Below are 24472 nucleotides of genomic sequence, written 5' to 3'. Positions count from 1 at the left end.
TCCTTGTACGGGACAGAGGGACGTACGGGTACGGGGGACGGCGTGCGGGGGACCGCGGCGCGCGGCAGGGCAGGGTTGGCCGGGACGGGAGCGACAGAGGTACGGAGGTACGGGTCTAGGGGGACTGGCGGCCGGGTGCGGAGCGCCGTACGACGAGTTCGGTGGGCAGGACCACCGGTTCACGCGGGATCGGTTCGCCGCCGAGCCCGGCGAGGAGCATCCGCGCGGCGGTCTCGCCCATGCGGCGCATGGGCTGGCGGATGGTGGTCAGCGGCGGTTCGGTGTGCCGTGCCATGGGAATGTCGTCGAAGCCGACGACGGCCACGTCGTCCGGTACGCTCCGGCCGGCCTCGCGCAGTGCGCGCAGCGCACCGGCCGCGATGAGGTCGTTGTGCGCGAAGACGCCGTCGAAGTCCCGGCCTTCGGCGAGGGCCCGCCGCACGGCGGAGCGTCCGGTCTCCTCCGTGAACTCGCCCTCGACGACCAGCTCGGTCGGCAGGATCTCGCGGAACCCTTCGAGCCGTTCCCGTACGCAGCCGAAGTCCCGCCGCCCGGTGACGACAAGCGGCCGGATGCGGCCGGAGGCGAGTAGATGGCGTGCGGCGGCCTCGCCGCCGGCGCGATTGGTGGTGGCGACCGAGGGGAACGCCGGCTGGAGGCCCCGGTCGTCGATGAGCACGACGGGCAGGCCGCGCCGATGCATCGCCGCGATCGTGTCGAGGGTGTTCTCCGGTTCGACGACGAGGAGCCCGTCGAAGGCCCGGGCGGACACCTGACCGGCGAAGTGCCGGACGGAGTCGGCACCCCGGTTGCACGTGAAGAGCAGCAGCCCGTAGCCGGCCGCCTCGACGGTGTCGACGACGCCCTGGAGGACCTCGCCCATCCACGGCCAGGTGAGGGAGGGCGTCAGCATGCCGATCGTCCGGCTGGAGCCGCGCGCCAGACCGACAGCCCCTGAGCTGGGGACATAGCCCAGTACATCGATCACTTCACGAACGCGGGCGGCGGTCGCCGAGTCCACCTCCGCCCCGGTGTTCAGGACCCGGGAGACCGTCGTCTTGCTGACACCCGCCTGACGTGCGACGTCGGCGATCGTGACACGCATCGGGGCCTCCGCGTCGAGGGGACTGACATCGGTGTCGGTACCGCTTCCGGAACCGGTTCCGGCACGGTGCGGCGAGTCAACCGCCACCCCGCTCAACCGTCAAGAGTTCACGCGGTGAACGTCTCAACTCGGCTCATGAGTTCAGGACGTGAATGCGCGACACCTTGACGGGCGACCCGATGCCCAGTTCACTCTCGACGCGACCGGCCCGGTACTCGACACCGGACCCGCGGCCACACCCCCACCGCCGAGAAGGGCACCCACATGCTCCGTTCGACGCACAGCCGCACGCACAGCCGCCGCCACCGAATACGCCCCCACAACCGTGTCCTGAGAACCCTCCTCGCCGGCGCGCTCGCCGCGTCGGGCCTGACGGGCCTGGCCGGAATCACCGGCCTCTCCGCCGGCACCGCGCACGCCGCGGGGGAGCAGGTGAACGTTTGGCTGACCACCACCGACGACGCGGGCGGCCGCCATGTCACCCGCGGCCTCCAGCAACAGACACCGATCACCTTCCAGAGCGGCAACGGCGGCGCGGGCACCACCCTCACCGTCGACGAGAACACCCGCTACCAGACCTTCTCCGGCGGCGGCGCCTCGTTCACCGACACCGCGGCCTGGCTGATGAAGGGCTCCGGAGCCCTGTCCCAGGCGACCCGGGACGCGACGATGCGCAAGCTCTTCTCGCCGACCGACGGCATCGGCCTGTCCTTCGTCCGCAACCCCATGGGCGGCTCGGACCTGGCCCGCTTCGGCTACACGTACAACGACCTGCCGGCCGGTCAGACCGACCCCACCCTCGCGCGGTTCTCCCTCGCCCACGACCTCCAGGACGTCCTGCCGCTCACCAAGCAGGCCAAGCAACTCAACCCGGCCCTCACCGTCGTCGCCTCACCCTGGACCGCGCCCGCCTGGATGAAGGACAGCGGTCAGCTAAACGGCGGCTGGCTGAAGGCCGAGCACTACGGCACCTACGCCGACTACTTCGTCAAGTACCTCCAGGGCTGGCGCGACCAGGGCGTCCCGGTCGACTACGTCACCGCGCAGAACGAACCGACCTGCTGCTCCGGCTATCCGTCGATGAGCTGGAACGCCTCCGGGCTCGCCTACTTCACCAAGAGCGAGCTGCTGCCGGGGCTCCAGTCCGCCGGCCTGTCCACCAAGGTCCTGGCGCACGACTGGAACTGGGACACGTACGACGCCTACGCCGCGCAGACGATCGACGACGCCGCCGTGCGCAGCCACCCCAACTTCGGCGGAATCGCCTGGCACGGCTACGGCGGCAACGTTGCCAAGCAGACCGAGATCCACGACCGCTACCCGCAGCTGAACGCCTTCCAGACCGAGCACTCGGGCGGCACCTGGATCGGGAATCAGCAGCGCGAGGACATGATGAACATCATCGACTACACCCGGAACTGGGCGAAGTCGGTCACCAAGTGGTCCCTCGCGGTCGACCAGAACCGGGGCCCGCACAACGGCGGCTGCGGTGTCTGCGACGGCCTGATCACCGTCCACAACGGCGACTCCCGGCACGGCCAGGTCGACTACACGATCGAGTACTACACCATGGGCCACCTGACGAAGTTCGTCCGGCCCGGCGCCCACCGCATCGCCTCCACGGCAACCACCGACGTCCCCAACGTCGCCTGGCGCAACCCCGACGGCTCGAAGGCGCTCATCGCCTACAACGACTCGACGACCGCGCGGCAGATGACCGTGAACTGGGGCGCGAGCCACTACACGTACACGCTCCCCGGCAAGACCTCCGCCACCTTCACCTGGGCGGGCACCCAGTCCGCCACCCAGTCCCTGGTCGGCCTCGGCGGAGCCTGCCTCGACGTCGCGGGCGGATCCGCCGCGGACGGTACGCCGGTCCAGCTCTACCAGTGCAACGGCTCGGCGGCCCAGAACTGGACCCTCCACCCCGACGGCACGGTCCGCGCCCTCGGCAAGTGCCTGGACGTGACCGGCGGTTCGACGGCCGACGGCGCCAAGGTCCAGCTCTACACCTGCAACGGCACAGGCGCCCAAAACTGGCGCCACGAGCCCTCCTCGGCCGACCTCGTGAACGTCGCCGCCAACAAGTGCCTGGACGCCACGGACAACGTCTCCACGAACGGCACCCGCGCCCAGATCTGGTCCTGCACGGGAGCCGCCAACCAGAAATGGCGCCCGACCGTCATCTAGGCCCGCCCGGGCTTCGCGGGCGCGTGGCCCAAGGGCTGTCCCGTCAGTGCGTTCCGATGGATAAGGGCGGTCGCCGGTGCTTCGCGCTGGCTCCCGCAGCCCGCTGCCGCGGCCGAGAGGACAGCTTGGCCTGGTGACGCGCCTGCCATAACGGGCCCACCTCGACGACGAGTTCAGCAATCACACCAGCCAACAGACCAGTGATCCGGGGGCTGGACGACTCGCTGCTGACCGTGCACGAGTTCGTCAGGGCTGGTACGTTTCCGGCACCAGCAGCGTGGCCGAGAACCATGGCGAGTCCTCTACCGGCGCCTTCGGCAGCAACCGGTTGAAAGTGTTCGCCAGCTGCAGGCAAGCCTCACCGCACGTCCCGTCCCCAGCAGCCACGATCCTCAGCCCGAGAATCGCCGCCCGAAGCTGACTCGAACCCACCGCCACAGGTGGACCCGAAGGCCCGTCCAGCAAGCCCCAGAAGTGCGCCTCCAGGTCATCGACGGGCGCATCGTGAAGCGGCGGCAGATGCTCATCGAACTTCGTCATGCACCGTCAACCTGCTGGGCGCCCAGGCCGACACGGAGCATGCCCCGCCTGGCCTACTCCGGCGGCAGCCGCGTCGCCATCCGCCGCAAGCTGCCCGCGCTTGATCGGCCCGAGTGGCACCAGTGTGAAGCCCGCGAGACGATAACAGCTGAAGGGTTCAACGCACTCGCCTGGGGGATTCAGAGCACTCAACGCCTCGGAGCATGACCATGAACGCCAAAGCTGGCTGTGGGCCGCAGAGCGACCCAGAGTTCTTCGACGCGCTCAACAAGCTGTTCGCCCAGTACCCCGAAGCCGCCGACAAGTACGCGGTCAAATGCATGACGATGGAACTCGATGTTCTGAAGGTCGACTTCAGGAAGCAAGTAGGCGTGTCCCGCATCGAAGACGGCCGCATCGTCACGGAGTACGTCGACCGATCCGTCACCCGTGGAGGCGATTGCTGCGGATGGTGGCACGGCGAATGCGTCCTGGAATGTGACCCCTGGCCCGAGATGTGAACCCGCCTGACGAACTCGTCCGGCGTGGCACCGCCAGCGATGCACGAGCTCGCTAGGGTGCGTACGCATGACCGACCGCGTACTGGAGCTCCTCCGGAGCCGCCCCGAACTCGCCGCGCTGGCCGAGTTCCCCTTCAACTTCGACATCGGCCGGGCGTACCACGTGGAGGAGGTCCACCTGGCGTCCGGCGCGTCGTTGGAGGCGATCGCCGGCGACGACACCGGCGGCACGTACTTCCTCTGCGGAGGTACGGCCGTGCTCCACGCGACCTCCGACGGGTACGCCTCGCTCCTCGCCGACTCCGTGAGCGGGGCGCTGGAGATCCTCGTACGGCTGCCGGCGTGGTGCGAGGACATCGAGCCGGGCATGGACGAGGAGGCTCTCCTCACCGCCGTACGGGAAGGGGACGACGAAGCCCGAGAGGAGTTCGCCCCCGAGCTCGACGCCCAGCGGGCGGCGCTGATCAAGGGCCTCGGCCTGCCTGACCGTCCGCTGGCCGAACTCCTGGCCCTCTCGGAGTCGGCCACCCGGCGCACCGATCCGCACTACGTCCTGCTCAACTCCCGGGAACTGCGGGCTTACCAGTTGGAGGAGACCTACCGGCCGAACCTGCGCGACCTCGTCGCCGAGGAGGAGCTCGACGGCCCGCCGCCGGAGAGCCCGTTCACCTGGATCGAAGTCGCCCGCCGTCAGGGTCACGTCGAGCACGCCCGTATCGCCCTCATCCGCATGCTGGACGAGGCGGGCCCGGCCCGGGAGCCTCTCCGACGCATCGGAGACGCCCTGGAACTCCTGGGCGACCACGCCCAGGCGGCACGCGCCCGGTCCTACCTCGGCTCTCCGAGCCGGTCCTGAGCCGCCGGAACCGTCCGGGAGCGCATGACGGGCGCTCCCGGACGGACGTGCTGACGTGCGCGGCAGACGCCGGCCTCGGGTCGGTCAGTTGACGAAGACGGGGGCGCCGCCCTGGGTCGTGTCCGAGACCGGGGCGTACTTGGCCGTGAAGAAGCCGTTGGCGGGGCAGGTCGCGGGACCGCTGGCCTTGGTGAACTGCTGGTTGGCGAAAGCCAGCGAGTTGTCGGTGTTGGACGGGGTCGCCGTCAGTCCGGTCGCGCGGTAGACGCAGGTCGTCAGGCCCAGAATGGTGTTGATCTTCAGCGTGGTCTGGATCGGGCCGGCGCTCCCGGCGGTCACGGTCAGCGAGCCGCCGGACGTGACGGCCGTCGTGTACGGGAGGTTGTTGACCGTGATGCTCTGCACCCCGGTCGATCCCGGGATGTTGGTCGTACAGCTGCTCAGCGTGTGCGAGTTGAGCGTCTCGGTCGCGGTGCCCGGTGTGGCCGGGTTGGCGGTGACGGTTGCGTTGAACGCCGAGGAGTTGCACGTGATGCCGCTGCTGCCACCGGACGTCGTGGCGATCTTCGCCGTACCGCCGGAGGCGAGCGAGGCGACGAGGACGTCGCCGACCGCGACGGCCGGGCCGCTCGAGCTGCCGGTCGTCAGGACGTTGCCCGCGGCGCCGGTGGCGATGGCCGGGTGGGTGACGGCCAGGACGGCGGCGAGGGCGGCTCCGGCGGAGACTAAGAAGGCTCGCTTGTTCATGGTGGGGGTTCCTTTCGTCCCAGGGTGGGGGTGCTCGAAGAGGCTCGAAGAGCAGGGCAAAGCGAAGGGGGGATCCTGGGGCGGACCGATCCGGCGCCACGGATCGGTCCAGCGGTGTCGCGGGACGCGACGAGAGCGTGATACACGATGAGCAGTGCGGTGTTGCCGCGTGTGTGCGGTGCGTGGCCGTGCGGTGCGTGGTGCGCGGCGGTGCGGTGGTGTGGTGCGCGGGTGCGATGTCCGAGCCCGCCGCCGGTCGCCGCACACACGAGAGGAAAACCCATCAGGGTTGTAAACCTGTCGAGTATGTGACGTCAACAGCCCCGGGGGGATGTGGCCGGTGATGGGTGCTCGTCCGACCGAGGAGTGGCAGGCGCTGCCCGGCGCCCGCACGGGCCGCGACCCGGAGCGTTCCCTGCGCCCCGGCCCCCGTCGGCTGACGCCGGAGCAGGTGGCCTCGCGGCAGCGCGAGCGGCTGCTCGACGGAGTGGCCCGCATGGTCGCAGCGCACGGCTACGGCGGTGCCCGGATCAGCGACATCTGCCGGGCCGCCGGAGTGACCCGCCCGGTGTTCTACGCCCTGTTCACGGGCAAGGAGGACGCGGTTCTGGCCGCGTACCGGAGCGGTACGCAGATGGTCGTACGGGCCATGGAACGGGCGTACACCGAGGCCGGCGGCGCGGCGTCGTGGCCGGCGGGCGTGCGGGCCGGCCTTCGGACGATGCTGGCCCTGCTCTCGCAGACGCCCGCGTTCGCCCGGATGGTCGTGGAGATCGAGTCGGCGGGCCCCGCGGGCCGCCGCGCCCGCGCCGAACTTCTGGCCAGTTTCCGCCGGTTCTTCGTCCACGCCCCGCCCGCGCCGCCGGGAGTCGCGCGGGAGGAGCTGGTGGACACCGTCGTCGGCGCCGTCCACGCGGCGGTCCACCGCGCGGTCGACGAGGACCGGACGGCCCGCCTCCCTCTCCTGCTCGACACCCTCGTGCACGTCGTGGTGTCCCCGTTCAGCGGCCCCTGAGGCGTCCCGCCTGATCGATCAACTCCCGTCTCTCGCACACTAGTTGACTGGGCGGTAACGACGGGTTTACGGTCCAGGCGGTTCCCTGCCACGCGGCCGCCTCCGTACGACCACGCGAGGAAAACCCGGGCGGGCAGGGGAAACCGGCACACACCACCGTCCGCGCCAGGACATCGCCGCCACAGGTCTGTTTCCTCACGACTCATCACTGTCAGGAGCACCTCATGGCCCTGTCCGAAGACCCCACTCCCACCGCGTCCTTACCCGCCTTACCGGCGGCGGAGGAGCCCCGCCGCAGAGGCCGGGTCCGCTTCCGCCGGGCCGGCCTGATGGCGCTCCCCGCGTGCGCGATCGCCGGCACCCTCGTCGTCCTGACCGCCCAGGGCGCGCTCGCCGCCCAGTTCGCCATCTCCGGCATGCCGTTCGTCGTCAAGGCCGACACCCTCAAGGGCACCGGCTTCGGCCAGTTCGGCGGGATGGACACCATGCCCGAGGGCAGCCCCAACGCCGGTGACACCGGCGGCCAGGTCCTGGTCATCGTCACCGCCATCCGCCAGGCCGAACTCACCAACCTCTGCCAGAGCGTGGAGCTGGGCGGCACCCATCTGCGCATCACGGCCGGCAACAGGGGCACCCCCGTCAAGGCCGCGGGCCTGACCACGGACTCCACCGAGATCTCCGGCAAGGTCGCCGCGTTCGACAACATCGAGATCGGCGGGGACGCCAGTACCTTCGACAAACCCCCGGTCAAGGGCCCGCTCGGCTCCTTCGGTCAGCAGGCCGACACGGTCACCATCACCGACGTGTACCAGAAGAACTACGCCACCACGGCCACCCGCTTCACCCTGCCCGACCTGCACATGAGCTTCTCGTCCGAGGGCTGCTGACCATGACCCCGCCGGCCACCGGCGGCGGCCGACACCCCTGGCGGGCCTTCGCCGGATGGCGTCACAGCCGCCCCTTCGCCCCGGGCCTGCTGGTCCTGCTCGGCGGTGCCGAGATCCTCCTCACCCAACGGGCGAGCGTCACGGTCATCCTCACGGCGGGGGCGGACAGCCTGGCCGGCTACGTCCTCCCGGTGATCATGATCGTGTGCGGGGCGCTGATCGTCCTCAACCCTCGCCAGCGCCTCTTCTACTCGATCGTCGCCGTCCTGGCCTCGCTCGCCACCTGGGTCACCTCGAACCTCGGCGGGTTCTTCATCGGGATGCTCCTCGGCCTCGTCGGCAGCTCACTCGCCTTCGGCTGGGTCCCGGACCAGCCACCGCGCCGCTGGCGCCTGCCTCGCGCACGCCGCGAGAAACGGGCGTAGACGCGACCAGGGGCGCTGTCGCCGACACCTCTCGGTGCCGGCGACAGCGCCCCTGGGGCGGGGTGGGTCGATCAGTCGGTGCCGCACTCCGTCGCCGCGGGTCGAGGCAGGCGATCAGTCGGTGCCGGACTCCATCGCCGCGCGGTCGAGCAGCTCGTCGTTGGCCGAGACCTCGCCACGCGAGGCGATCGCCTCGGCGCCGCCCTGCGGCATCGTGCCGATCAGTCCGGTCGCGGCGGCCTGGGCGGCGCCGATCGCCGGGTTGGCGGTGCCGATCAGACCGAGGCCCGCGTACTGCTCCAGCTTCGCCCGCGAGTCGGCGATGTCGAGGTTGCGCATGGTCAGCTGACCGATCCGGTCGACCGGGCCGAACGCGGAGTCCTCGGTACGCTCCATCGACAGCTTGTCCGGGTGGTAGCTGAACGCGGGACCGGTCGTGTCGACGATCGAGTAGTCCTCGCCGCGCCGCAGCCGCAGGGTCACCTCACCCGTGACGGCCGCGCCGACCCAGCGCTGCAGCGACTCGCGGATCATCAGCGCCTGCGGGTCGAGCCAGCGGCCCTCGTACATCAGCCGGCCGAGGCGCCGGCCCTCGCTGTGGTACTGGGCGAGGGTGTCCTCGTTGTGGATGGCGTTGACCAGGCGCTCGTACGCCGCGTGCAGCAGCGCCATGCCGGGCGCCTCGTAGATCCCGCGGCTCTTCGCCTCGATGATCCGGTTCTCGATCTGGTCGGACATGCCCATGCCGTGGCGTCCGCCGATGTCGTTCGCCTCCATCACGAGGGAGACGGGGGAGGAGAACTCCTTGCCGTTGATCGTCACCGGTCGGCCCTGGTCGAAGCCGATCGTCACGTCCTCGGTCGCGATTTCGACCGACGGGTCCCAGAACCGCACGCCCATGATCGGCTGCACGGTCTCCACGCCGGTGTCGAGGTGCTCCAGGATCTTCGCCTCGTGGGTGGCGCCCCAGATGTTGGCGTCGGTGGAGTACGCCTTCTCGGTGCTGTCCCGGTAGGGGAGGCCGTGGGCGAGCAGCCACTCGGACATCTCGGTACGGCCACCGAGCTCGGTCACGAAGTCCGCGTCGAGCCAGGGCTTGTAGATCCGCAGGTGCGGGTTGGCGAGCAGTCCGTAGCGGTAGAACCGCTCGATGTCGTTGCCCTTGAACGTCGATCCGTCGCCCCAGATCTGGACGTCGTCCTCCATCATCGCCCGCACCAGGAGCGTGCCCGTGACGGCACGGCCGAGCGGGGTGGTGTTGAAGTACGCGCGACCGCCCGAGCGGATGTGGAACGCCCCGCAGGTGAGCGCGGCCAGGCCCTCCTCGACCAGCGCGGCGCGGCAGTCGACCAGCCGGGCGATCTCGGCGCCGTAGGTCTTGGCGCGACCGGGCACGGAGGCGATGTCGGGCTCGTCGTACTGGCCGATGTCGGCGGTGTACGTGCACGGGACGGCGCCCTTGTCGCGCATCCACGCGACCGCGACCGAGGTGTCGAGTCCGCCGGAGAAGGCGATTCCGACCCGCTCGCCGGAAGGAAGGGAGGTGAGGACCTTAGACATAGAAAGAGTATGCATCAGAACGCATGACCATGCAAAGCGATTCCGCGACGATCATTCGGCCCTCACTCCGGCCAGGGTGAGGACGGCGGTGGCGGAGGTGGCTCCCAGGACGGCTCCGGCCAGCACGTCGCCCGGATAGTGGACGCCGGTGTGGATACGGGAGTACCCGACCGCGCAGGCCAGCGCCGTGAGCGGCAGGGCGGCCGGGGGCAGGACGGCGCCGACGGCGGTGGCGAAGGCGACGGCCGAGGCCGTGTGCCCGGAGGGGAAGGAGGCGGAGGTGGGCATGCGGACATGGCGGTCCACGATCACCCGCGCCGCTTCCCGGTCCGGCCTGGCGCGGCGTACGAGACGCTTGCCGAGGAGGTTCGCGCAGGCCGAGGCCACCGCGACCGCGCCGACGCCCAGGACTGCGGCGCGCCGGGGCCGGCCGGGGGAGACGGCGAGCGCGGCGGCGACCGCGAAGGAAATCTTGGAATGGTCGGCCGCGTGGGACAGCCTCCGCAGCCCCCTGTCGAGCGTGGGCGTGGGCGTCGCGGCGACGGCGGCGTACAGGGCACCGTCGACCGCCCGGAGATCGCTCAGTACGGCGCCGATCCCACCCGGCGTCTCCTCCTCTTCGTGCGGACTGCTGGTCATGCGCCCCTCCCTCGGAAGGCCAGTGTGAAGATGCGTCGCCAGTTGACTGCGGGGGCGACGGGCGGCGCCCCGGGCCGGTCGCGCGGTACGCGCACGCGCAGCGCGTGCGGGCGGATGGTGCAGGTCACGGGGGTCGGCAGGGTCAGCGCCTCGCCGTCGACGGCGACCGGCACGGTGTCGCCGCCGCCGGTCACCTCGACCCGGTGCGCGGTCAGGACGTTCAGGCTGTCGGACTGCGAGCCGCGCAGCGCGATGTCGGCGGCCCCGGCCGCGCCCTCGACGCGGATGCCGATGACGCCGAGCTCGCCCTGGTCGAGGCGGGGGCGGCGGCCGTTGAACGGGTCGGGCCGCGTGTAGGGGTTGTTGCTGACGAGGATCGCCTGCTGGGACGGCAGGGCGGTGCCGTCGGCGGTGGCATCGAGGCGTGGCCCGGTCTCGTGGAGGAGGTCGGGCATGGCGTCGAGCGCCGTCTCGGCCTTCGCGTCGCGGTATTCGGGCCGCTGCACGACCTGCGCGTACACCCCGAACGACACGGTGTTGACGAACGCCCGCCCGTTGACGTCCCCGAGGTCGACCCGCAGCTCCTCGCCGTCGGTGAGGGCGTCAAGGCTGAGCGAGGGATCGTCGCGGTCGAGCCCCAGGTCCATGGCGAGATGGTTCCGGGTGCCGGCGGGCACCACCAGGAACGGCAGATCGTGCTCGGCGGCGACCGCCGCGACCTCCGCCTGCGTACCGTCGCCGCCCGCGACGCCCAGCAGGTCGGCCCCCTCGGAGACGGCCCGCCGAGCCAGGTCGGGCACCTTGTCGCCGCCGGACGGCTCGAGAACGATCACGCGCGCGCCGAGCCGCTCGGCCCGCTCGACGAGCTCGAAGCGGCCGACCTTGCCGCCGCCGGAGTTCGGGTTCATGAGGATCACGGGACGGCGGGGAGCGGGCCGAGGGACGGCCCGCATGACATGCCTCTGATGCGACGGCCGCAGGGCCATCCGCCCACACCCCAGGGCCACCACCCAGAGCGCCAGGGCGACGAGAGCGATCACCCAGAGCCCACTGTGCACGTAGAGGACGAGCAGGCCGACGGGCGCGCCGACCATGAGGATCGCTCCGAGCCACCGCAGCGGCCCGCGCCGAGCCACCATCCACCAGACACCCGCGGCGGACACGACGAGCGCCAGGAACCCACTGAGGACAACGAGCGCCCCACCCCCGCCGACGGCCACCAACAGCACGGCGACGGCAGCCGCCACCGCCAGCACGGCCCCCCGCGCCCACAGTCGGGACCGTGCATCCGCTCGCTCGTCGCTCAGGTCTGTCGCCATACTCCTCGCCTAACCGGCCGTCCGGCCTTTATGCGCAGGGTCGTCCCGCCACCCTTCCCACAGGGACGCCGGCACGGCGCCCGGGAGGCACCCGTCCGGGTGAGCGGGCTCCGACAGATTTAGTAGCCATGGCGATAATAGCCATGTACTGTATGAGTCATGAGCAAGGCTTCACAGGGCCCCACGCCCGGCTTCCTGGTATGGCGACTCGCCAACAAGTGGCGCGTCGCGGTCGATCGCGCGATGGCTCCCCTGGGCCTCACGCACGCGCAGTACGTCCTGGTCGCCTCGCTGTACGGCATGCAGCGCACCGGCGAGCGCCCCAGCCAGCGGCGCCTCGCCGACCACACGGGCCTGGAGGCGCTGTACGTATCGAAACTGGCGCGCGCCCTGGAGACGTCCGGCCTGATCGAGCGCACCCGCGACCCCCGCGACCCGCGCGCCGTACAACTCGCCCTCACCGAGGACGGCACGACGGTCACCCGGCAGGCCATCGAGGTCGTCCAGGACCTCCTCCAGCAGCTCCTGGAACCGCTCGGCGGACTCGACGACCCAAGAACGCACGCGTTCACCGCCGAACTCACGACCCTGCTCGACGCACCTCTCGCTCCACCCGTACCGAACGACGAGAACACGGAGAGGCACACACCATGACCACCACCGCATCGACCACCCCGGCAGCCGACTCCCGCGCCCTCGGCCTGGCCCACTACGCCGCACGCGGCGTCCTGGAACACGTCCTGGCCCGGCACGGCGCCACGTTCCAGCAGCAGATCGCCCTGCGCGCCGCCGTCACGGCCGAGGCCCCACAGACACCTGAGGACCTCGTCGCCCAGGTCGTCGCTTCGGTCAAAGCCACCCCGGCCGACGCGCACGCCACACTCGACGAACTGCTCGCCAAGGATCTGCTCGTCACCGACGGCCCGCACCTGCGCCCCACGGACGCGGGTCGCGAACTGCTCGCCGCCGTGGGCGCGGAGTCCGCGCCCATCTCCGCCCGCATCTGGGGCGGCATCCCCACCGAGGACCTGGTGGCCGCCGGCCGCGTCCTCACGCTGGTGACGGAGCGGGCGAACGCGGAGCTGGCGGCGCTGAGCTCTTGACGGACGGCCAGGGGAGGGCCCGTGGCCTCACCTATCGCCCCGCGGCCCGCCCACTGAGCCAGCCGTTGAGCTCCCCGGCCCGGTTGGTGATGACCCCGTCCACGCCGTACCCGTCGTACCGGCCCCACCGCTCGGCGGTGTCCACCGTCCACACCCACACGCCAAGACCTGCCGCGTGCAGATCGCCCACGACGCCCGGCCGGGCCTCCAGGGCCGCGCCACTGGGGATGTAGAGGGCCAGACCCAACTCCTGGCTCACGGCAACGGGGTCGGCGTCCAGTTTGTCGCGCAACAGGCCGAGTGGAATCTCGGGGGCGAGCGCGCGCACCCACCGCAGGTGCTGGGGATCGAAACTCTGGACCATCACCCGCCCGGTCATGTTCTCCGCCCGTACGACATCGATCACCGTCGCGACGTCCTCGATGCTGTCGGCCTGCTTGGTCTCCAGGAGCAGGCTGCCGCCTCGGGTCCGGAGATCGGCCAACTGCTCAGCGAGCGTGGGGATTCGGGCGCCGGCGAACGCCGGCGCGAACCAGGACCCCGCATCCAGCCCACGAAGCTGCGTGGCACTCAACGCCGAGATGTTCCCCACGCCGTCCGTGGTCCGGTCCACGGTCGTGTCATGCATGAGGAAGGGCACGCGGTCACTGCTCAGCCGGACGTCGTTCTCGATGAAGACCGCCCCGGAACGCCGCCCCACCTCCTGCGCGACCATCGTGTTCTCGGGGGCGACGGAGGAGGCTCCCCGGTGCGCCACCACGGTCACCGGCGCGGCGGCCACACGCTGGAACGCGGACGAGCTCACACGCGTGACCCGCACATCGTCGAACGACACGGTTCCCCCACCCACAGCCAGTGCCACCCCACCACTGGCCTGGGACCGGCTGGTCACCAACACCTGCCGATCGTCGAGAAACCAGACGGCCTGCCGCCCCCGAGCCTCGACACGCACCCGAACCTCTCCATCCGCAGCCCCCACGAACGGAACAGGCGCCCCCTCACCACTCCCTTCCCCGAACGAGAACGCACTCTTTCCGCCACGTACTACTCCGACAGACTGCGGCTGGCTCCCGGAGGCAGGCACATCGACCCCCAACCCGAACCACCGCTTCGACGCGTCCCCCCGTTCGAAACGGGCCCGAGCCTCGAACCGGAAATCGGCCGAACCACCCCCGAACGTCACCACCCCCCTCCCCACCCCGGAATCGCCGACCAGCCGCCCCCCGTCCACCCGCCACTGCCCGCCGACCACCCGCCACTGCCCGGGCAACCCACGGGAGGAGAAGTCCTCCCGGACGACAACCCCGGCATCCGAGGGCTGAGCCGCGGCGATTTGAGCACCACTCAGACAGCACAGCGCCACGCACGAGCCCAGGACGAACGCGGAACGAAAGAGATCACGACGCATACGCGGAGGCTAGTGGCCTCCACCTCGCCGCCCCCGGCCATCACGCACGTGTCCGACGGCGGGATTCGCCGATCCACAGGCCCCGACCCGCAGGCGCCGACCCGCAGGCGCTCAGCCCGTCGCGCGCCGGCCTGCCGCGTCAGGGCAGGGCGAGGACGCAGAACTCGTGACCCTCCGGGTCGGTCAGACACGTCCACGGGACGTCGCCCTGACCGAGGTCGAGGTCGGTGGCGCCGAGGGCCCGCAGCCGGTCCACTTCCGCTGCCGCGTCGTCACCGGGGTAGGGCAGGAGGTCGAGATGGACACGGTCAGGCACGGTCTTCACGTCGGGCGTGCGAAGGAACTCGAGGTACGGTCCAACCCCCTTGGCAGACCGCATCACGGCATGCTCGTCCGTGACGTCATGCAGGACCCAGTCCAGAGCCTCACCCCAGAACCGGCCCATGGCCCGCGGATCGGCACAGTCGACCACGACGGCGGCGATCGGCCCGGTGTCCCGATACACCTCCCGAGGCTCCAGCACGCAGAACTCATTGCCCTCAGGATCGGCAAGAACCGTCCACGGCACGGTGCCCTGGCCCACGTCGACGGGCGTGGCACCGAGCGCCTTGAGGCGAGCGACCAACTCCGCCTGATGGGCCGTAGAGGTGGTGGCGAGATCGAGGTGGACCCGGTTCTTCGTCGCTGTCTTGGGCTCCGGAACGGGAACGACGTCGATGCAGACATGCACCGGGTCCGGCCAGACGAGACCGCCGGCGGGCCCGACGTAGGTGGTCGCACCAGCGCTGTAGGCGTACCAGCCGAGCGCCGACGCCCAGAACCGGCCGATCGCCGAGCCGTCAAGAGCCTTGATGTTCACGTGAACAGGTCGCAGCGCCATACCGACGATCCTATGCACCCGCTCGCAACGACACCCGCACAGTCAACCGCCAGGCAGAGACCATGATGGAGACATGGAACCGCTCCTCTCCCGCCTGCCGGCAGCCTTCTGGACCGTCCCGCACGTCGGTTCCCGCTTCCCGGGATCGGCGGCGGTGACCAAGAGGCCCGGCCTCGAGGCGGGCGCCAACTGCCAGGTGTTCGCCTACGAGGTGCTCAGGCACTTCGGCCTGACCCTGCCACCCCTGCGCTCCAGCGACCTGTGGGACGACACCACAGCCACGGTCCACACTCCGACCGCCGAACCGCTCGACCTGCTCCTGTTCAATCCGACAGAGGATCCCTACGGCGCACACGTCGGCGTCTTCGTCGGCCCGGATGCCGTCCTCCACCTCAGCGCGGAAGTGGGACGCCCAGCCGTCTGGAGGCTGACCGACTTCGCGGCACGGCAGCGCTACCGCGTCCTGATCGGAGCGAAGAGAGCCATCCGCGAGCCCGGACGCTCGACCGTCGCCGAAGTGAGTCGGACACGGTAGGCCCGGGGAACGCCGCCCGGCTCTCCTCCACGGACGACAACACGCCTCACCCGGACTCATCCACGAGAGCTCAAGAAAAAAGATCGGACGCTGATGTCGAGAACCCGCGTCCGGCTCCGTCCCCGGGGTGAACGCGACCACAATGGGTCGCACGAGCACCAAGGAGAACCACGATGGCGAAGTACCTGCTGCTGAAGCACTACCGCGGCGCCCCGGCGGCGGTCAACGACGTGCCGATGGACCAGTGGACCCCGGAGGAGATCTCGGCGCACGTGCAGTACATGAGCGACTTCGCGACCCGGCTGGAGAAGACGGGCGAGTACGTCGACGGTCAGGCGCTCGCCCCCGAAGGAGCGTGGGTCCGGTATGACGGGGAGGGGCGCCCGCCGGTCACCGACGGACCGTTCGCCGAGACCAAGGACCTCATCGCCGGCTGGATGATCATCGACGTCGACAGCTACGAGCGCGCCGTCGAACTGGCCGGAGAGCTGTCGGCCGCCCCCGGCGCGGGCGGCAAGCCGATCCACGAATGGCTGGAGGTGCGCCCGTTCTTCTCCGAGCCGCCGACCATCACCGAGTGACGTCCCCGATGGACGAGGCCCTGCTCAGAAGCCTCACACCGAGCGTGCTCACCGTCCTCGTCCGCCGCGGAGCAGACTTCGCGGCGGCCGAGGACGCCGTACAGGACGCTCTCATCGAGGCGCTCCGCGTCTGGCCGGCCGACCCTCCGCGCGATGCGAAGGGCTGGCTGGTCACCGTGGCCTGGCGCAAGTTCCTCGACGCGACCCGCGCCGACGCGGCCCGCCGCCGGCGTGAGGACCGCGTCGAGGAGGAGCCGCAGCCAGGTCCGGCGCCCACGATGGACGACACCCTCCAGCTGTACTTCCTCTGCGCCCACCCCTCACTCACCCCGGCATCGGCGGTCGCGCTCACCCTGCGTGCCGTGGGTGGGCTGACCACGCGCCAGATCGCCGAGGCCTACCTGGTGCCCGAGGCGACGATGGCGCAGCGCATCAGCCGGGCCAAGCGCACCGTCTCCGGCGTGCGCTTCGACCGGCCGGGCGACGTCGCCACCGTGCTGCGCGTCCTCTACCTCGTCTTCAACGAGGGCTACTCCGGCGATGTCGACCTCGCCGCCGAGGCCATCCGCCTCACCCGGCAGCTCGCGGCCCGCATCGACCACCCCGAGGTGTCCGGGCTGCTCGCCCTCATGCTGCTCCACCACGCCCGGCGCGCCGCCCGGACCGCGCCCGACGGCAGCCTGGTGCCGCTCGCCGAGCAGGACCGCGGCCGGTGGGACACCGCGCTGATCGCCGAGGGCATCGGGATCCTCCAGGCGGCCCTCGCCCGCGACCGGCTGGGCGAGTTCCAGGCCCAGGCCGCCATCGCGGCCCTCCACGCCGACGCGCCCACCGCCGAGGAGACCGACTGGGTGCAGATCGTCGAGTGGTACGACGAGCTCGCGGGGCTGACCGACAGCCCGATCGTCCGGCTCAACCGCGCGGTCGCGGTCGGCGAGGCCGACGGACCCCGCGCCGGCCTGGCGGCCCTCGCCGCGCTGGACACCTCACTGCCCCGCCACGCCGCGGTGGCGGCCTACCTCCACGAACGCGACGGCGACCTGGCGACGGCGGCACGCCTGTACGCCGAGGCGGCCCACAAGGCCCCCAACCTCGCCGAACGCAACCACCTGACCCGCCAGGCCGCCCGCCTCAACGCCCGCCGACCTCGCTGACGGGGACGGGCTCGAAATCCTCGGGGACGTCCGGTGCGAGCGCAGGGGCGTCGTTCCTAGCACGCGGTATCGCACCGCAGGCACTGACTCCTGCCGAAGGCGGCACGGGAACTCTCTCCCGACGCCGCACGTCAGTCTCTACACCGACCTGAACCCGGGCGATCGGGCGATCTCCTGTAGAGCCTGTCGTTGAGTCAGGCCGGGATGCGGGTCCCTGCCCCGCCGACCCTGATCCGCCGGTCGCCCGCCCGCAGTTCCACCGCGAGGACGCCGGGGCGTCCCATGTCCTCCCCTTGGTGCAGGGTGAGGACCGTCGCCTCGGGCACGAGTCCGAGCTCACGGGCATACGCGCCGAAGGCGGCGGCCGCCGCCCCGGTCGCCGGGTCCTCGACCACACCGCCCACCGGGAACGGGGCGCGGACGTGGAAGACCTCGGCAGAGGCGCGCCAGACCAACTGCAGCGTCGTCAGGTCGAGCCGGTGCATGAGGGCCTCCAGGCGGGCGAAGTCGTACGCCAGGTGGGCCAGGCGCTCTCGGCTCGCGGCGGCAAGGACCAGATGGCGGGCGCCTGCGAAGGCGATGCGGGGAGGCAGGGCGGGATCGAGGTCGCCGGCCGGCCAGTCGAGCGCGGCGAGTGCCTCAGCCAGGTCATCGGCCGCGATGTCCTCGACGTGCGGCTCGACGCTCGTGAGTGTGGCCCGCAGCTTCCCGCCCTCCTGCGTCACGGTGACCGGCACGGTCCCGGCCCGCGTGGTGAATACCAGGTCGCCGGGGCCGACGCGCTCGCCGAGGGCCACGGCCGTCGCGACGGTGGCGTGACCGCAGAAGGGCACTTCCGCCTTGGGGCTGAAGTAGCGGATGGTGTACGCGCGCCCGGCGTCCCACGCGCCGGAGCCCGCTCCCTCGGGCGGCGCTGTCAGGAACGCGCTCTCGCTGTAGCCGACTTCGGCGGCGATCGCCAGCATCTCCTCATCGCTCAGGCCCGTGGCGTCGAGAACGATTCCGGCGGGATTGCCTCCCTCGGGATCGTCGGAGAAGGCGGTGTATCGCAGGACGTCGGGGGTTTCCCGGCTGTAGTTCATGCCGGGGCAACGGCGGGGATCCCCGGGTTGGTTCCCAGATGGGGACCGTCTCGGACCTCCGCTCCGCGGTCACGATCTCGGCAATCTCGGCTTCCGCGCTCATGGCATACGCGTACGAACTGCCGGCCTGGCACGGCAGCCGTGTCTGTCATCTGGCCTGGTCATGATCGACCGGACAGGTCCTAGGCGTCCGCGGAGGGCAGTTGTGGACGCCAATCCGGGGCCGGGTCCTCGGTGAGCAGAGGGCGGAGGGCGCCGAGGACCGCACCGATGCAGACGTCACGCAGTTGGGTGCGGGTGCAGGTCTCGTGGGTGAGCCAGTCGACGCACAGCACCTGGACGAAGACCAGCCAGCTCTTCAGGACGCCGGACACGGCCTCCCGGGCGCTCTCGTCCGCGAGCGGGAGCACGGCCAACAGCCGCGCACGAAGCGCGTCCAACTCGTTCGCCATGATCGTCTGGATCACCGGGTCGCCCGCCAGGACGCGATTCGCGGCGAGGACGGAATTGCGGTTCGCCACGAAATAGTCGAGATGGACGTCCATCCCTTGGATGAGCTGCTCCACCAGGGAGTGGGTGGGGTCGAACCGTGTACTGGCGAGCAACTGGTCCGCAGCCTGCTGGTACACAGCGGCGAAGAGGGCGTGCTTGCTGGGGAAGTGACGGTAGAGCAGGGCCCGGGAGACACCGGCCTGTTCGGCGACGTCCTCCATCAGCACGTCGGTGTATGGGTGCGCGGCGAAGAGCCGTGCGCCGACGCCGAGGAGTTGGGCGCGGCGGTCGGCAGGCGTGAGTCGCTGGCGGGGAGGCACGAACGAAGTCTAGTTGACAGAGGTCTACTAGCGCGCGCAAGGTAGTAGACGCATGTCAACTAAGCTCCGTCGAGACGCCTCGGAGGAACGATGGCCAGGACTCTGCGCACCCTCACACAACTCATGGGCTGGGCATGCGTCCCGATCGGCCTGCTCCATGTGGCGCTCGGCAACGCGGCGCTCCCCGGCGCCACTTCCGCCGGTGCGACGGTCGACAGTTGGGGCCGGTTCATGGGAGCCGCCTTCGTCGGCTACGGACTGGCCTGGTTGTGGGCCGCGCGGCAGCGTCCGATCCCGGCCCAGGCAGTGCGGTGGCTGGCCGGCATCCTCCTCCTGGGCGGATTGGGCCGACTGCTCTCGCTCTCCCTGTACGGCTGGCCCCACTGGTTCCAAACAGCGCTGGCGGTGATCGAGCTCTGCCTGCCGCCGGTCTTCTTCTGGCTGGCCGACGCAGAGGAGCGGGCTGTGCGCGCCACCGCGAAGGTCGCTTCCGCCGAGGGATGAGCGCCGCGCCTCATCTGCCCTACCGGTGTGGACACGCGCGATCGTCGACAAGCGCTATCCGCTACTCCACCCTCCGCGCGCTGAACGACTGGTACACGCCGTAGGCCATCTGTATGCCACCGATGGCGATCAGCACGAGGCCCACCTTCGTGAGCGTAAAGACGGGAATGTGGACGTCCTCGGTGAACAAGCGCAACGCGACTCCGATGACGGCGCAGAGTGCACCCTCGACGATGTTCTTCGAGGCGGGAGTCACGATGGCCGATCTCCTTGAGGTCGTCTCGTCCCTGGCGCGCAGGGCTGTTGCTTGCGCACAACCCTAGATAGCGACACAGGGGCGCAACCTCGACCTGCCGGATGAGAGCGCACTACACACTTCGGCGGACCGGAAGTCGCGGCCTTGGTCATGTCACGGCTGCCCCACGATCAATCGTGAGGCAGCCCGTTGGCGCGGAGCACCGCCGCCGGCACCCTTGAGCCGGACCGCGGTGGCTGCCGAGGCCGTACGTCCGGTCTGTCGGCAGGAGGAGACGCAGCGATCGACGAACGGGCCCATACGCAGACAGGGCTCAGGCCACGACGTAGGGTGCCCCGACGATCCAGCCGCCGCGAACCGGCTCCGGCCACTGCTCGTCGGTCAGCCGGACTTCGTCGCCCTGGGCGACAGTGCCGGAGGAGGCCACCCAGCAGTCCAGAGCGAAGGTGCCGTCGTACAGCCGGTGGATGTCGCGCAGGACGTTGTGGTCGCGCTCGCCCGTGTCGGGGTCGACCGTCGTCATGACGCAGCGGGAGCGCAGCTTGAGCACACCGATGACGGCGTCACCGATACGCAGCGTACGACCGGGCCAGTCACGTTCGGTGAGGCCGGGGACGCCACCGATGACCAGGTTGGACCGGAGCCGGCGCGGGTCGTGGCCGAGAGTTTCGGCGGCCCCGTCGGTGATGACGGTCAGGTTGAGGACGTCGAACCTCTCCCGGCCGGTGTAGTGCACCGCCTCCGCGTCGGGTCCGGCCGCACCGCGGATCAGCTCTCCCACCTCCGGGCTGTCCCACGGGTGCCCGTCGACGAGCACGCTGCCGTCAGGTGCCGTGGTCGCCGAAAGGCCGAGCAGCCGGGAACGTACCCGGGCGGTCAGCAGACCCCGGGAGTCCCGGACGTGGATGTGCCGGTCACCGGTCAGACCGTTGTCGGTCAGCTCGACACTCTTGAGCTGCTCCCCGCGCATGGACTTGACGGGGAACCGCCAGATTTCTCGAAGGTACACGTGAGTCTCTCTCAGGTCCCGGACCGGAGCTTCCAGGCGGAGCGCGGACGATGGCCGCGGACCCGGCCTTCCGCTGGGGGAGTGTGTGGGGTGCGCGCGGTGCGCACGCGGTCATTTTCGTGGCGGTCCGGTCCCGGGCCCAGTACATCTCAGGTCACCCATGGACAACTTCCCGCCATGCCGGAGATGGGGTTGTCCCCGCAACGCGCAGCGCCGAGCCAATCGGGGCAAGGCGCGGGGTGTACCAAATGCTGTGTGACAGGCTGACGGTCATGATTGTCAGGGTGAGTGAGGCGCGTGTACGTCCTGAGCGTTTCGAGGCGTTCCGGGACATGATCGTTTCGGCGGTGCGTGAGTTCCCCGGCCGATATCCGGGCCTGGTGGATCACGAGGTGCTGCTCGCGCCGCCCGACTCGCTGTTGTACGTCAGTCGATGGCGCGGCGAGGAGGACTTGGTCAACTACGCCGGCGAGCACTGGCGTGAGCAGCCCGTGGTTCTGCCGGGCGAGGACGAGTATCTCGTCGAACCGCTTCGCGTACGGCACTTCGAGCGCGGGTCTCTGTCCTGACGTCCGCCCGTTCAGGGGTGCTGCCCTCGGGTGGCGGAGCGGGGAACGGGGCGGGGAGTCTCGGGCGCCGAACGTGCCGCACGGTCCGGCCGTGCGGCACGTTCAGTGAAGGGGTCGGCCACATGGCGCGACAGCTGTCGATGTGTCAGATCATGAGATCATCAGCAGGAGCCGCGTGTGGGGGACGAGCTTCCGGTTGACGCTGGTGCTCTGCACGAAGATCGTGAAGTCGTCGTTGTGGTCCGGCTTGACGCGTACCTCGGTGTCCGGCAGGCCGAGCAGGGCCCGGGCCTGCGGCCCGGTGTAGACCCGGTCCGTCTTCTTCTCCAGCACCGCGATCTGCTTGCGTGCCTGAACCTTCTCCGCCTTGCTGAGCTGGTAGAACGCACCGCCCGTGCGGTACGTGTGTCCGCACTCGACGACCCACTCCCGGATCGCCGCGTCACGCGCCACCGGGATCAGCTGGTACTGCGAGGGGTTCACCGGGGTCAGACCGGCGGCTTCGATGGTGTCCTTGTTGACGGCCTCCGCGCCCGTGGAGAACACCGCGCGCGATCCCCGGATGCCCTGGGCCCGGCCCACCATGAACTTCTCGGTGGCCTCCCGGATGACCTGCCCGGCCTCCTCCAGGCCCTGAGTGCTCGTGGCGTCCCAGATCGCGATGTTCTCCTTGGGGAAGCCGCACTGCATGGCCTCGCGCTTGCCCATCTGGTCCGGGACGAGAACGGCCAGAGTCCAGTTGTCCTCCTGCGTCCCGATCATCTCGGACACCGCCTTCACCAGCTCACGCGGATCCCTGGCGGGAGCGTCCGGGCAACGGTGGCTCGCGTTCTCCTGCCCGTCCGTCAGCACGAACGTGAGGAAGCTGTGGTCGCCGTACAGCTGGGCAGTCTGCGCCAGCTCCCGCTGCGACTTCAGCGCCGCCGCGAGCAGGGCCGTCATACCGCCGGCCCGGTACATCTGCTTCAGCGACGGCATCCGCAGCACGTCCTTGTCGTAGATGACGCATTCGACCGTGTCCGCGAAGACGTAGACCGTGACTCGGGTCTCCTGCTCCAGCTCCCTGGAGCGCCGGGCGAGATAGGCGATCTGCTGGTCGGCAACTTCGACGACCTTGCGGCTCAGGTGCGACATGGATGAACTGGCATCCAGCACGAGCGCGACGTGATTGATGTAGTTCTGACTTCCCGACATGACTACTCCCCGTCCTGCGACTTGATGCACTTACCGTCTCACCCGCCACTGACAATCGATCTTGGCTCCCCACACCGAAGCCGCCGGCCCCGCGTCGCGGCGACGACAGGAGACCGCCCACTGAGGTGCCACGACGCTGGCCCGCCGGCCCGGGAAGCGAGGGCTCGGTCGGCCCCGCAGGAGCTGCCCGCCAGGGACCCCGTCCCGCCCCCCGGCTACTCATGTCGTCCCCACGAGGTGTCTGCGCCGGATGGAGTATCGGACAGGCAGGTCCCGGAGCCGCGTCTGATGCTGGGTCGGACACCCTGACCGGGTGCATGGCCATCCGGCATCACCGTGAAGGAGCCCCCGTGCCGGCACACCGTGGAGACCGTTCCCGCTCGCACGTACGTCTGCGTCTACTGGCGGCTGCCCTGGCCGCGACCACATTCGCCGTCGTGGCCCAGCCCGCGCAGGCCACGGGCACGCCGCCGCCACCCTCGGACAGCGCTCTGCAGAAGAAGCTGAACGACCTCGTCCGTACCGCCGGAGGCCCGCCCGGAGTGATCGCGCTCATGCGGCAGGGCGACCGGAAGGCCGTCTACCGGGCGGGCGTCGCCGACACCGAGACCGGCCGCCCGCCCCGTACCACCGACCACATGCGGATCGCGAGCGTCGCCAAGGCCTTCAGCGGAGCGGTCGCCCTGCGCCTGGTGGACCGCGACAAGCTGGACCTCGACGACACGATCGGCGAGGTACTGCCCTCCCTCCCGGCCGCCTGGCACCAGGTGACGCTGCGCCAGCTGCTCAGCCACACCAGCGGGCTGCCCGACTTCTCGACGGCGCCGGCGTTCCTCGAGATCCTGCAGGAGGACCCCAGGCACCACTTCGACTCCCGCCGGCTGCTCGACTTCGTCGCCGGCGAGGACCTGCTGTTCCCGCCGGGATCGCGGTACGAGTACTCGAACTCCGACAACATCGCTGTCGCGCTGATGGCCGAGGCGGTCACGGGACAGCGTTACGAGAAGCTGCTCGAACAGCTCGTGTACCGGCCCCTCGGCCTGAAGCGGACGAGCCTGCCCCAGGGCTACCGGCTGCCCAGGCCGTACCTGCACGGCTACGACGTGACCCCGCCCGCCCCGCCGGAGGACATCAGCGAGGTCCTCAGCGCGTCGGGCGTCTGGGCCTCCGGCGGCATCGTCTCGACACCGGACGACCTCAACGCCTTCATCCGTGCCTGGGCCGGCGGACCCGGCTTCCTGTCCCGGGAGACCCGCAACCAGCAGCGCACCTTCATCCCCGGCGCCGCGTCGGAGCCCGCCGGCCCCGGCGTCAACGCGGGCGGACTGGCCATCTTCCGCTACAAGACGCGGTGCGGCACGGTCTACGGTCACACCGGCAACTTCCCCGGCTACACCCAGTTCGCGGCCGGCACGGCGGACGGCAAGCGGTCCCTGACCTTCTCGATCAACACCCAGACCAGCAAGAGCATGAAGCCGGAACTCCTGGCCAAGGTCCGCGCCGTCCAGGAGGACTTCGTCTGCGCCCTGCTGCGACACTGATGGCCGACGCGGGCGCTCGGCCTGCCCTTGACCTCCGGCCCACGGTGGGGCGGCCTCGCGC

Annotated in this window: 27 protein-coding genes; 14 read left to right on the top strand and 13 right to left on the bottom strand. The window is 70.4% G+C overall.

Annotated elements, in window-relative coordinates:
- Positions 1 to 115 precede the first annotated feature (115 nt).
- Positions 116 to 1105 carry a LacI family DNA-binding transcriptional regulator gene (locus tag ACWCO8_RS18510; RefSeq protein WP_451033101.1) on the bottom strand — a complete coding sequence of 330 codons (990 nt, stop codon included), beginning with the start codon at positions 1103 to 1105 and terminating at the stop codon, positions 116 to 118.
- Between the two features lie 264 nt (positions 1106 to 1369).
- On the opposite strand from ACWCO8_RS18510, the gene ACWCO8_RS18505 reads away from it, so the two are divergent.
- Complete coding sequence (locus ACWCO8_RS18505) at positions 1370 to 3295, top strand: ricin-type beta-trefoil lectin domain protein (protein ID WP_451033100.1); 1926 nt, start codon at positions 1370 to 1372, stop codon at positions 3293 to 3295.
- A gap of 246 nt (positions 3296 to 3541) precedes the next feature.
- On the opposite strand, the gene ACWCO8_RS18500 is transcribed toward ACWCO8_RS18505, so the two are convergent.
- Positions 3542 to 3835 carry a hypothetical protein gene (locus tag ACWCO8_RS18500; RefSeq protein WP_451033099.1) on the bottom strand — a complete coding sequence of 98 codons (294 nt, stop codon included), beginning with the start codon at positions 3833 to 3835 and terminating at the stop codon, positions 3542 to 3544.
- Positions 3836 to 4038: 203 nt separating this feature from the next.
- Here ACWCO8_RS18500 and ACWCO8_RS18495 point away from each other — a divergent pair, with 203 nt between their 5' ends.
- Both ACWCO8_RS18495 and ACWCO8_RS18490 read left to right on the top strand, forming a co-directional pair.
- Positions 4039 to 4335, top strand: a complete 297-nt coding sequence (locus ACWCO8_RS18495) for a hypothetical protein (RefSeq protein WP_451033098.1) — start codon at positions 4039 to 4041, stop codon at positions 4333 to 4335.
- Between the two features lie 67 nt (positions 4336 to 4402).
- Positions 4403 to 5191, top strand: coding sequence for a hypothetical protein (locus tag ACWCO8_RS18490; protein WP_451033097.1), 789 nt, complete (start codon positions 4403 to 4405; stop codon positions 5189 to 5191).
- 84 nt (positions 5192 to 5275) lie between these two features.
- Here the strand turns inward: ACWCO8_RS18490 and ACWCO8_RS18485 are convergent, their stop codons facing one another.
- Positions 5276 to 5938 carry a Tat pathway signal sequence domain protein gene (locus ACWCO8_RS18485; RefSeq protein ID WP_451033096.1) on the bottom strand — a complete coding sequence of 221 codons (663 nt, stop codon included), beginning with the start codon at positions 5936 to 5938 and terminating at the stop codon, positions 5276 to 5278.
- Between the two features lie 343 nt (positions 5939 to 6281).
- Here ACWCO8_RS18485 and ACWCO8_RS18480 point away from each other — a divergent pair, with 343 nt between their 5' ends.
- The 3 genes from ACWCO8_RS18480 (at position 6282) to ACWCO8_RS18470 (ending at position 8265) form a co-directional block, all read left to right on the top strand.
- Positions 6282 to 6953, top strand: coding sequence for a TetR/AcrR family transcriptional regulator (locus ACWCO8_RS18480; protein ID WP_362008737.1), 672 nt, complete (start codon positions 6282 to 6284; stop codon positions 6951 to 6953).
- A 224-nt stretch (positions 6954 to 7177) separates the two neighbouring features.
- Entirely contained in the window at positions 7178 to 7840 is a 663-nt protein-coding gene (locus tag ACWCO8_RS18475; RefSeq protein WP_451033095.1) for a DUF6230 family protein, read from the top strand.
- Between the two features lie 2 nt (positions 7841 to 7842).
- Entirely contained in the window at positions 7843 to 8265 is a 423-nt protein-coding gene (locus tag ACWCO8_RS18470) for a DUF6114 domain-containing protein (protein WP_451033094.1), read from the top strand.
- A gap of 114 nt (positions 8266 to 8379) precedes the next feature.
- On the opposite strand, the gene argG is transcribed toward ACWCO8_RS18470, so the two are convergent.
- Genes argG through ACWCO8_RS18455 form a run of 3 tightly spaced genes read right to left on the bottom strand, consistent with a single transcriptional unit; the run spans position 8380 to position 11783 of the window.
- Positions 8380 to 9825: an argininosuccinate synthase gene (gene argG, locus ACWCO8_RS18465; protein WP_451033093.1), complete on the bottom strand. Its 1446-nt coding sequence runs from the start codon at positions 9823 to 9825 to the stop codon at positions 8380 to 8382.
- Between the two features lie 51 nt (positions 9826 to 9876).
- Entirely contained in the window at positions 9877 to 10464 is a 588-nt protein-coding gene (locus ACWCO8_RS18460) for a phosphatase PAP2 family protein (RefSeq protein ID WP_451033092.1), read from the bottom strand.
- Entirely contained in the window at positions 10461 to 11783 is a 1323-nt protein-coding gene (locus ACWCO8_RS18455) for a diacylglycerol kinase family protein (protein WP_451033091.1), read from the bottom strand. Before ACWCO8_RS18455 ends, ACWCO8_RS18460 begins: the two co-directional genes overlap by 4 nt.
- Positions 11784 to 11942: 159 nt before the next feature.
- On the opposite strand from ACWCO8_RS18455, the gene ACWCO8_RS18450 reads away from it, so the two are divergent.
- Together ACWCO8_RS18450 and ACWCO8_RS18445 are read left to right on the top strand one after the other, a co-directional pair.
- Positions 11943 to 12437, top strand: a complete 495-nt coding sequence (locus ACWCO8_RS18450) for a MarR family winged helix-turn-helix transcriptional regulator (RefSeq protein WP_451033090.1) — start codon at positions 11943 to 11945, stop codon at positions 12435 to 12437.
- A complete protein-coding gene (locus tag ACWCO8_RS18445; RefSeq protein ID WP_451033089.1) occupies positions 12434 to 12886 on the top strand; it encodes a MarR family transcriptional regulator in 453 nt (150 codons plus the stop codon). The genes ACWCO8_RS18450 and ACWCO8_RS18445 overlap by 4 nt, the downstream gene beginning before the upstream one ends.
- Positions 12887 to 12917: 31 nt before the next feature.
- On the opposite strand, the gene ACWCO8_RS18440 is transcribed toward ACWCO8_RS18445, so the two are convergent.
- Complete coding sequence (locus ACWCO8_RS18440; RefSeq protein WP_451033088.1) at positions 12918 to 14294, bottom strand: glycerophosphodiester phosphodiesterase; 1377 nt, start codon at positions 14292 to 14294, stop codon at positions 12918 to 12920.
- Between the two features lie 139 nt (positions 14295 to 14433).
- On the bottom strand, positions 14434 to 15174 hold the full coding sequence (locus ACWCO8_RS18435; RefSeq protein WP_451033087.1) for a VOC family protein: 741 nt from the start codon (positions 15172 to 15174) through the stop codon (positions 14434 to 14436).
- Between the two features lie 73 nt (positions 15175 to 15247).
- On the opposite strand from ACWCO8_RS18435, the gene ACWCO8_RS18430 reads away from it, so the two are divergent.
- The 3 genes from ACWCO8_RS18430 to ACWCO8_RS18420 all read left to right on the top strand — a co-directional run bounded on the left by ACWCO8_RS18430 (position 15248) and on the right by ACWCO8_RS18420 (position 17444).
- A complete protein-coding gene (locus ACWCO8_RS18430; RefSeq protein ID WP_451033086.1) occupies positions 15248 to 15709 on the top strand; it encodes a hydrolase in 462 nt (153 codons plus the stop codon).
- A gap of 173 nt (positions 15710 to 15882) precedes the next feature.
- The gene (locus tag ACWCO8_RS18425; protein ID WP_362008713.1) at positions 15883 to 16290 is read left to right on the top strand and encodes a YciI family protein; all 408 of its coding nucleotides are present in this window, start codon (positions 15883 to 15885) and stop codon (positions 16288 to 16290) included.
- Positions 16291 to 16298: 8 nt separating this feature from the next.
- The gene (locus tag ACWCO8_RS18420; protein WP_451033331.1) at positions 16299 to 17444 is read left to right on the top strand and encodes an RNA polymerase sigma factor; all 1146 of its coding nucleotides are present in this window, start codon (positions 16299 to 16301) and stop codon (positions 17442 to 17444) included.
- A 194-nt stretch (positions 17445 to 17638) separates the two neighbouring features.
- Here the strand turns inward: ACWCO8_RS18420 and ACWCO8_RS18415 are convergent, their stop codons facing one another.
- Both ACWCO8_RS18415 and ACWCO8_RS18410 read right to left on the bottom strand, forming a co-directional pair.
- A complete protein-coding gene (locus ACWCO8_RS18415) occupies positions 17639 to 18526 on the bottom strand; it encodes a PhzF family phenazine biosynthesis protein (RefSeq protein ID WP_451033085.1) in 888 nt (295 codons plus the stop codon).
- A 182-nt stretch (positions 18527 to 18708) separates the two neighbouring features.
- Positions 18709 to 19338, bottom strand: coding sequence for a TetR/AcrR family transcriptional regulator (locus ACWCO8_RS18410; protein ID WP_451033084.1), 630 nt, complete (start codon positions 19336 to 19338; stop codon positions 18709 to 18711).
- Positions 19339 to 19428: 90 nt separating this feature from the next.
- Here ACWCO8_RS18410 and ACWCO8_RS18405 point away from each other — a divergent pair, with 90 nt between their 5' ends.
- The gene (locus tag ACWCO8_RS18405; protein ID WP_451033083.1) at positions 19429 to 19842 is read left to right on the top strand and encodes a DUF4345 domain-containing protein; all 414 of its coding nucleotides are present in this window, start codon (positions 19429 to 19431) and stop codon (positions 19840 to 19842) included.
- Positions 19843 to 19903: 61 nt separating this feature from the next.
- Here ACWCO8_RS18405 and ACWCO8_RS18400 read toward each other — a convergent pair whose 3' ends face one another.
- Both ACWCO8_RS18400 and ACWCO8_RS18395 read right to left on the bottom strand, forming a co-directional pair.
- Positions 19904 to 20098, bottom strand: a complete 195-nt coding sequence (locus tag ACWCO8_RS18400) for a DUF5708 family protein (RefSeq protein WP_451033082.1) — start codon at positions 20096 to 20098, stop codon at positions 19904 to 19906.
- A 313-nt stretch (positions 20099 to 20411) separates the two neighbouring features.
- A complete protein-coding gene (locus ACWCO8_RS18395; protein WP_451033081.1) occupies positions 20412 to 21107 on the bottom strand; it encodes an MOSC domain-containing protein in 696 nt (231 codons plus the stop codon).
- Between the two features lie 272 nt (positions 21108 to 21379).
- Between ACWCO8_RS18395 and ACWCO8_RS18390 the strand changes: the two genes are divergently transcribed.
- Complete coding sequence (locus ACWCO8_RS18390; RefSeq protein ID WP_362017316.1) at positions 21380 to 21676, top strand: antibiotic biosynthesis monooxygenase; 297 nt, start codon at positions 21380 to 21382, stop codon at positions 21674 to 21676.
- 150 nt (positions 21677 to 21826) lie between these two features.
- Here the strand turns inward: ACWCO8_RS18390 and ACWCO8_RS18385 are convergent, their stop codons facing one another.
- On the bottom strand, positions 21827 to 22870 hold the full coding sequence (locus tag ACWCO8_RS18385) for a vWA domain-containing protein (protein ID WP_451033080.1): 1044 nt from the start codon (positions 22868 to 22870) through the stop codon (positions 21827 to 21829).
- A gap of 317 nt (positions 22871 to 23187) precedes the next feature.
- On the opposite strand from ACWCO8_RS18385, the gene ACWCO8_RS18380 reads away from it, so the two are divergent.
- A complete protein-coding gene (locus ACWCO8_RS18380) occupies positions 23188 to 24411 on the top strand; it encodes a serine hydrolase domain-containing protein (RefSeq protein ID WP_451033079.1) in 1224 nt (407 codons plus the stop codon).
- The last annotated feature ends 61 nt before the right edge of the window (positions 24412 to 24472 follow it).

The organism is Streptomyces sp. NPDC001927 (assembly GCF_053594455.1).
The sequence above is the reverse complement of the archived record's forward strand: the minus strand, read 5'-3'. Positions and strand labels throughout refer to the sequence as shown.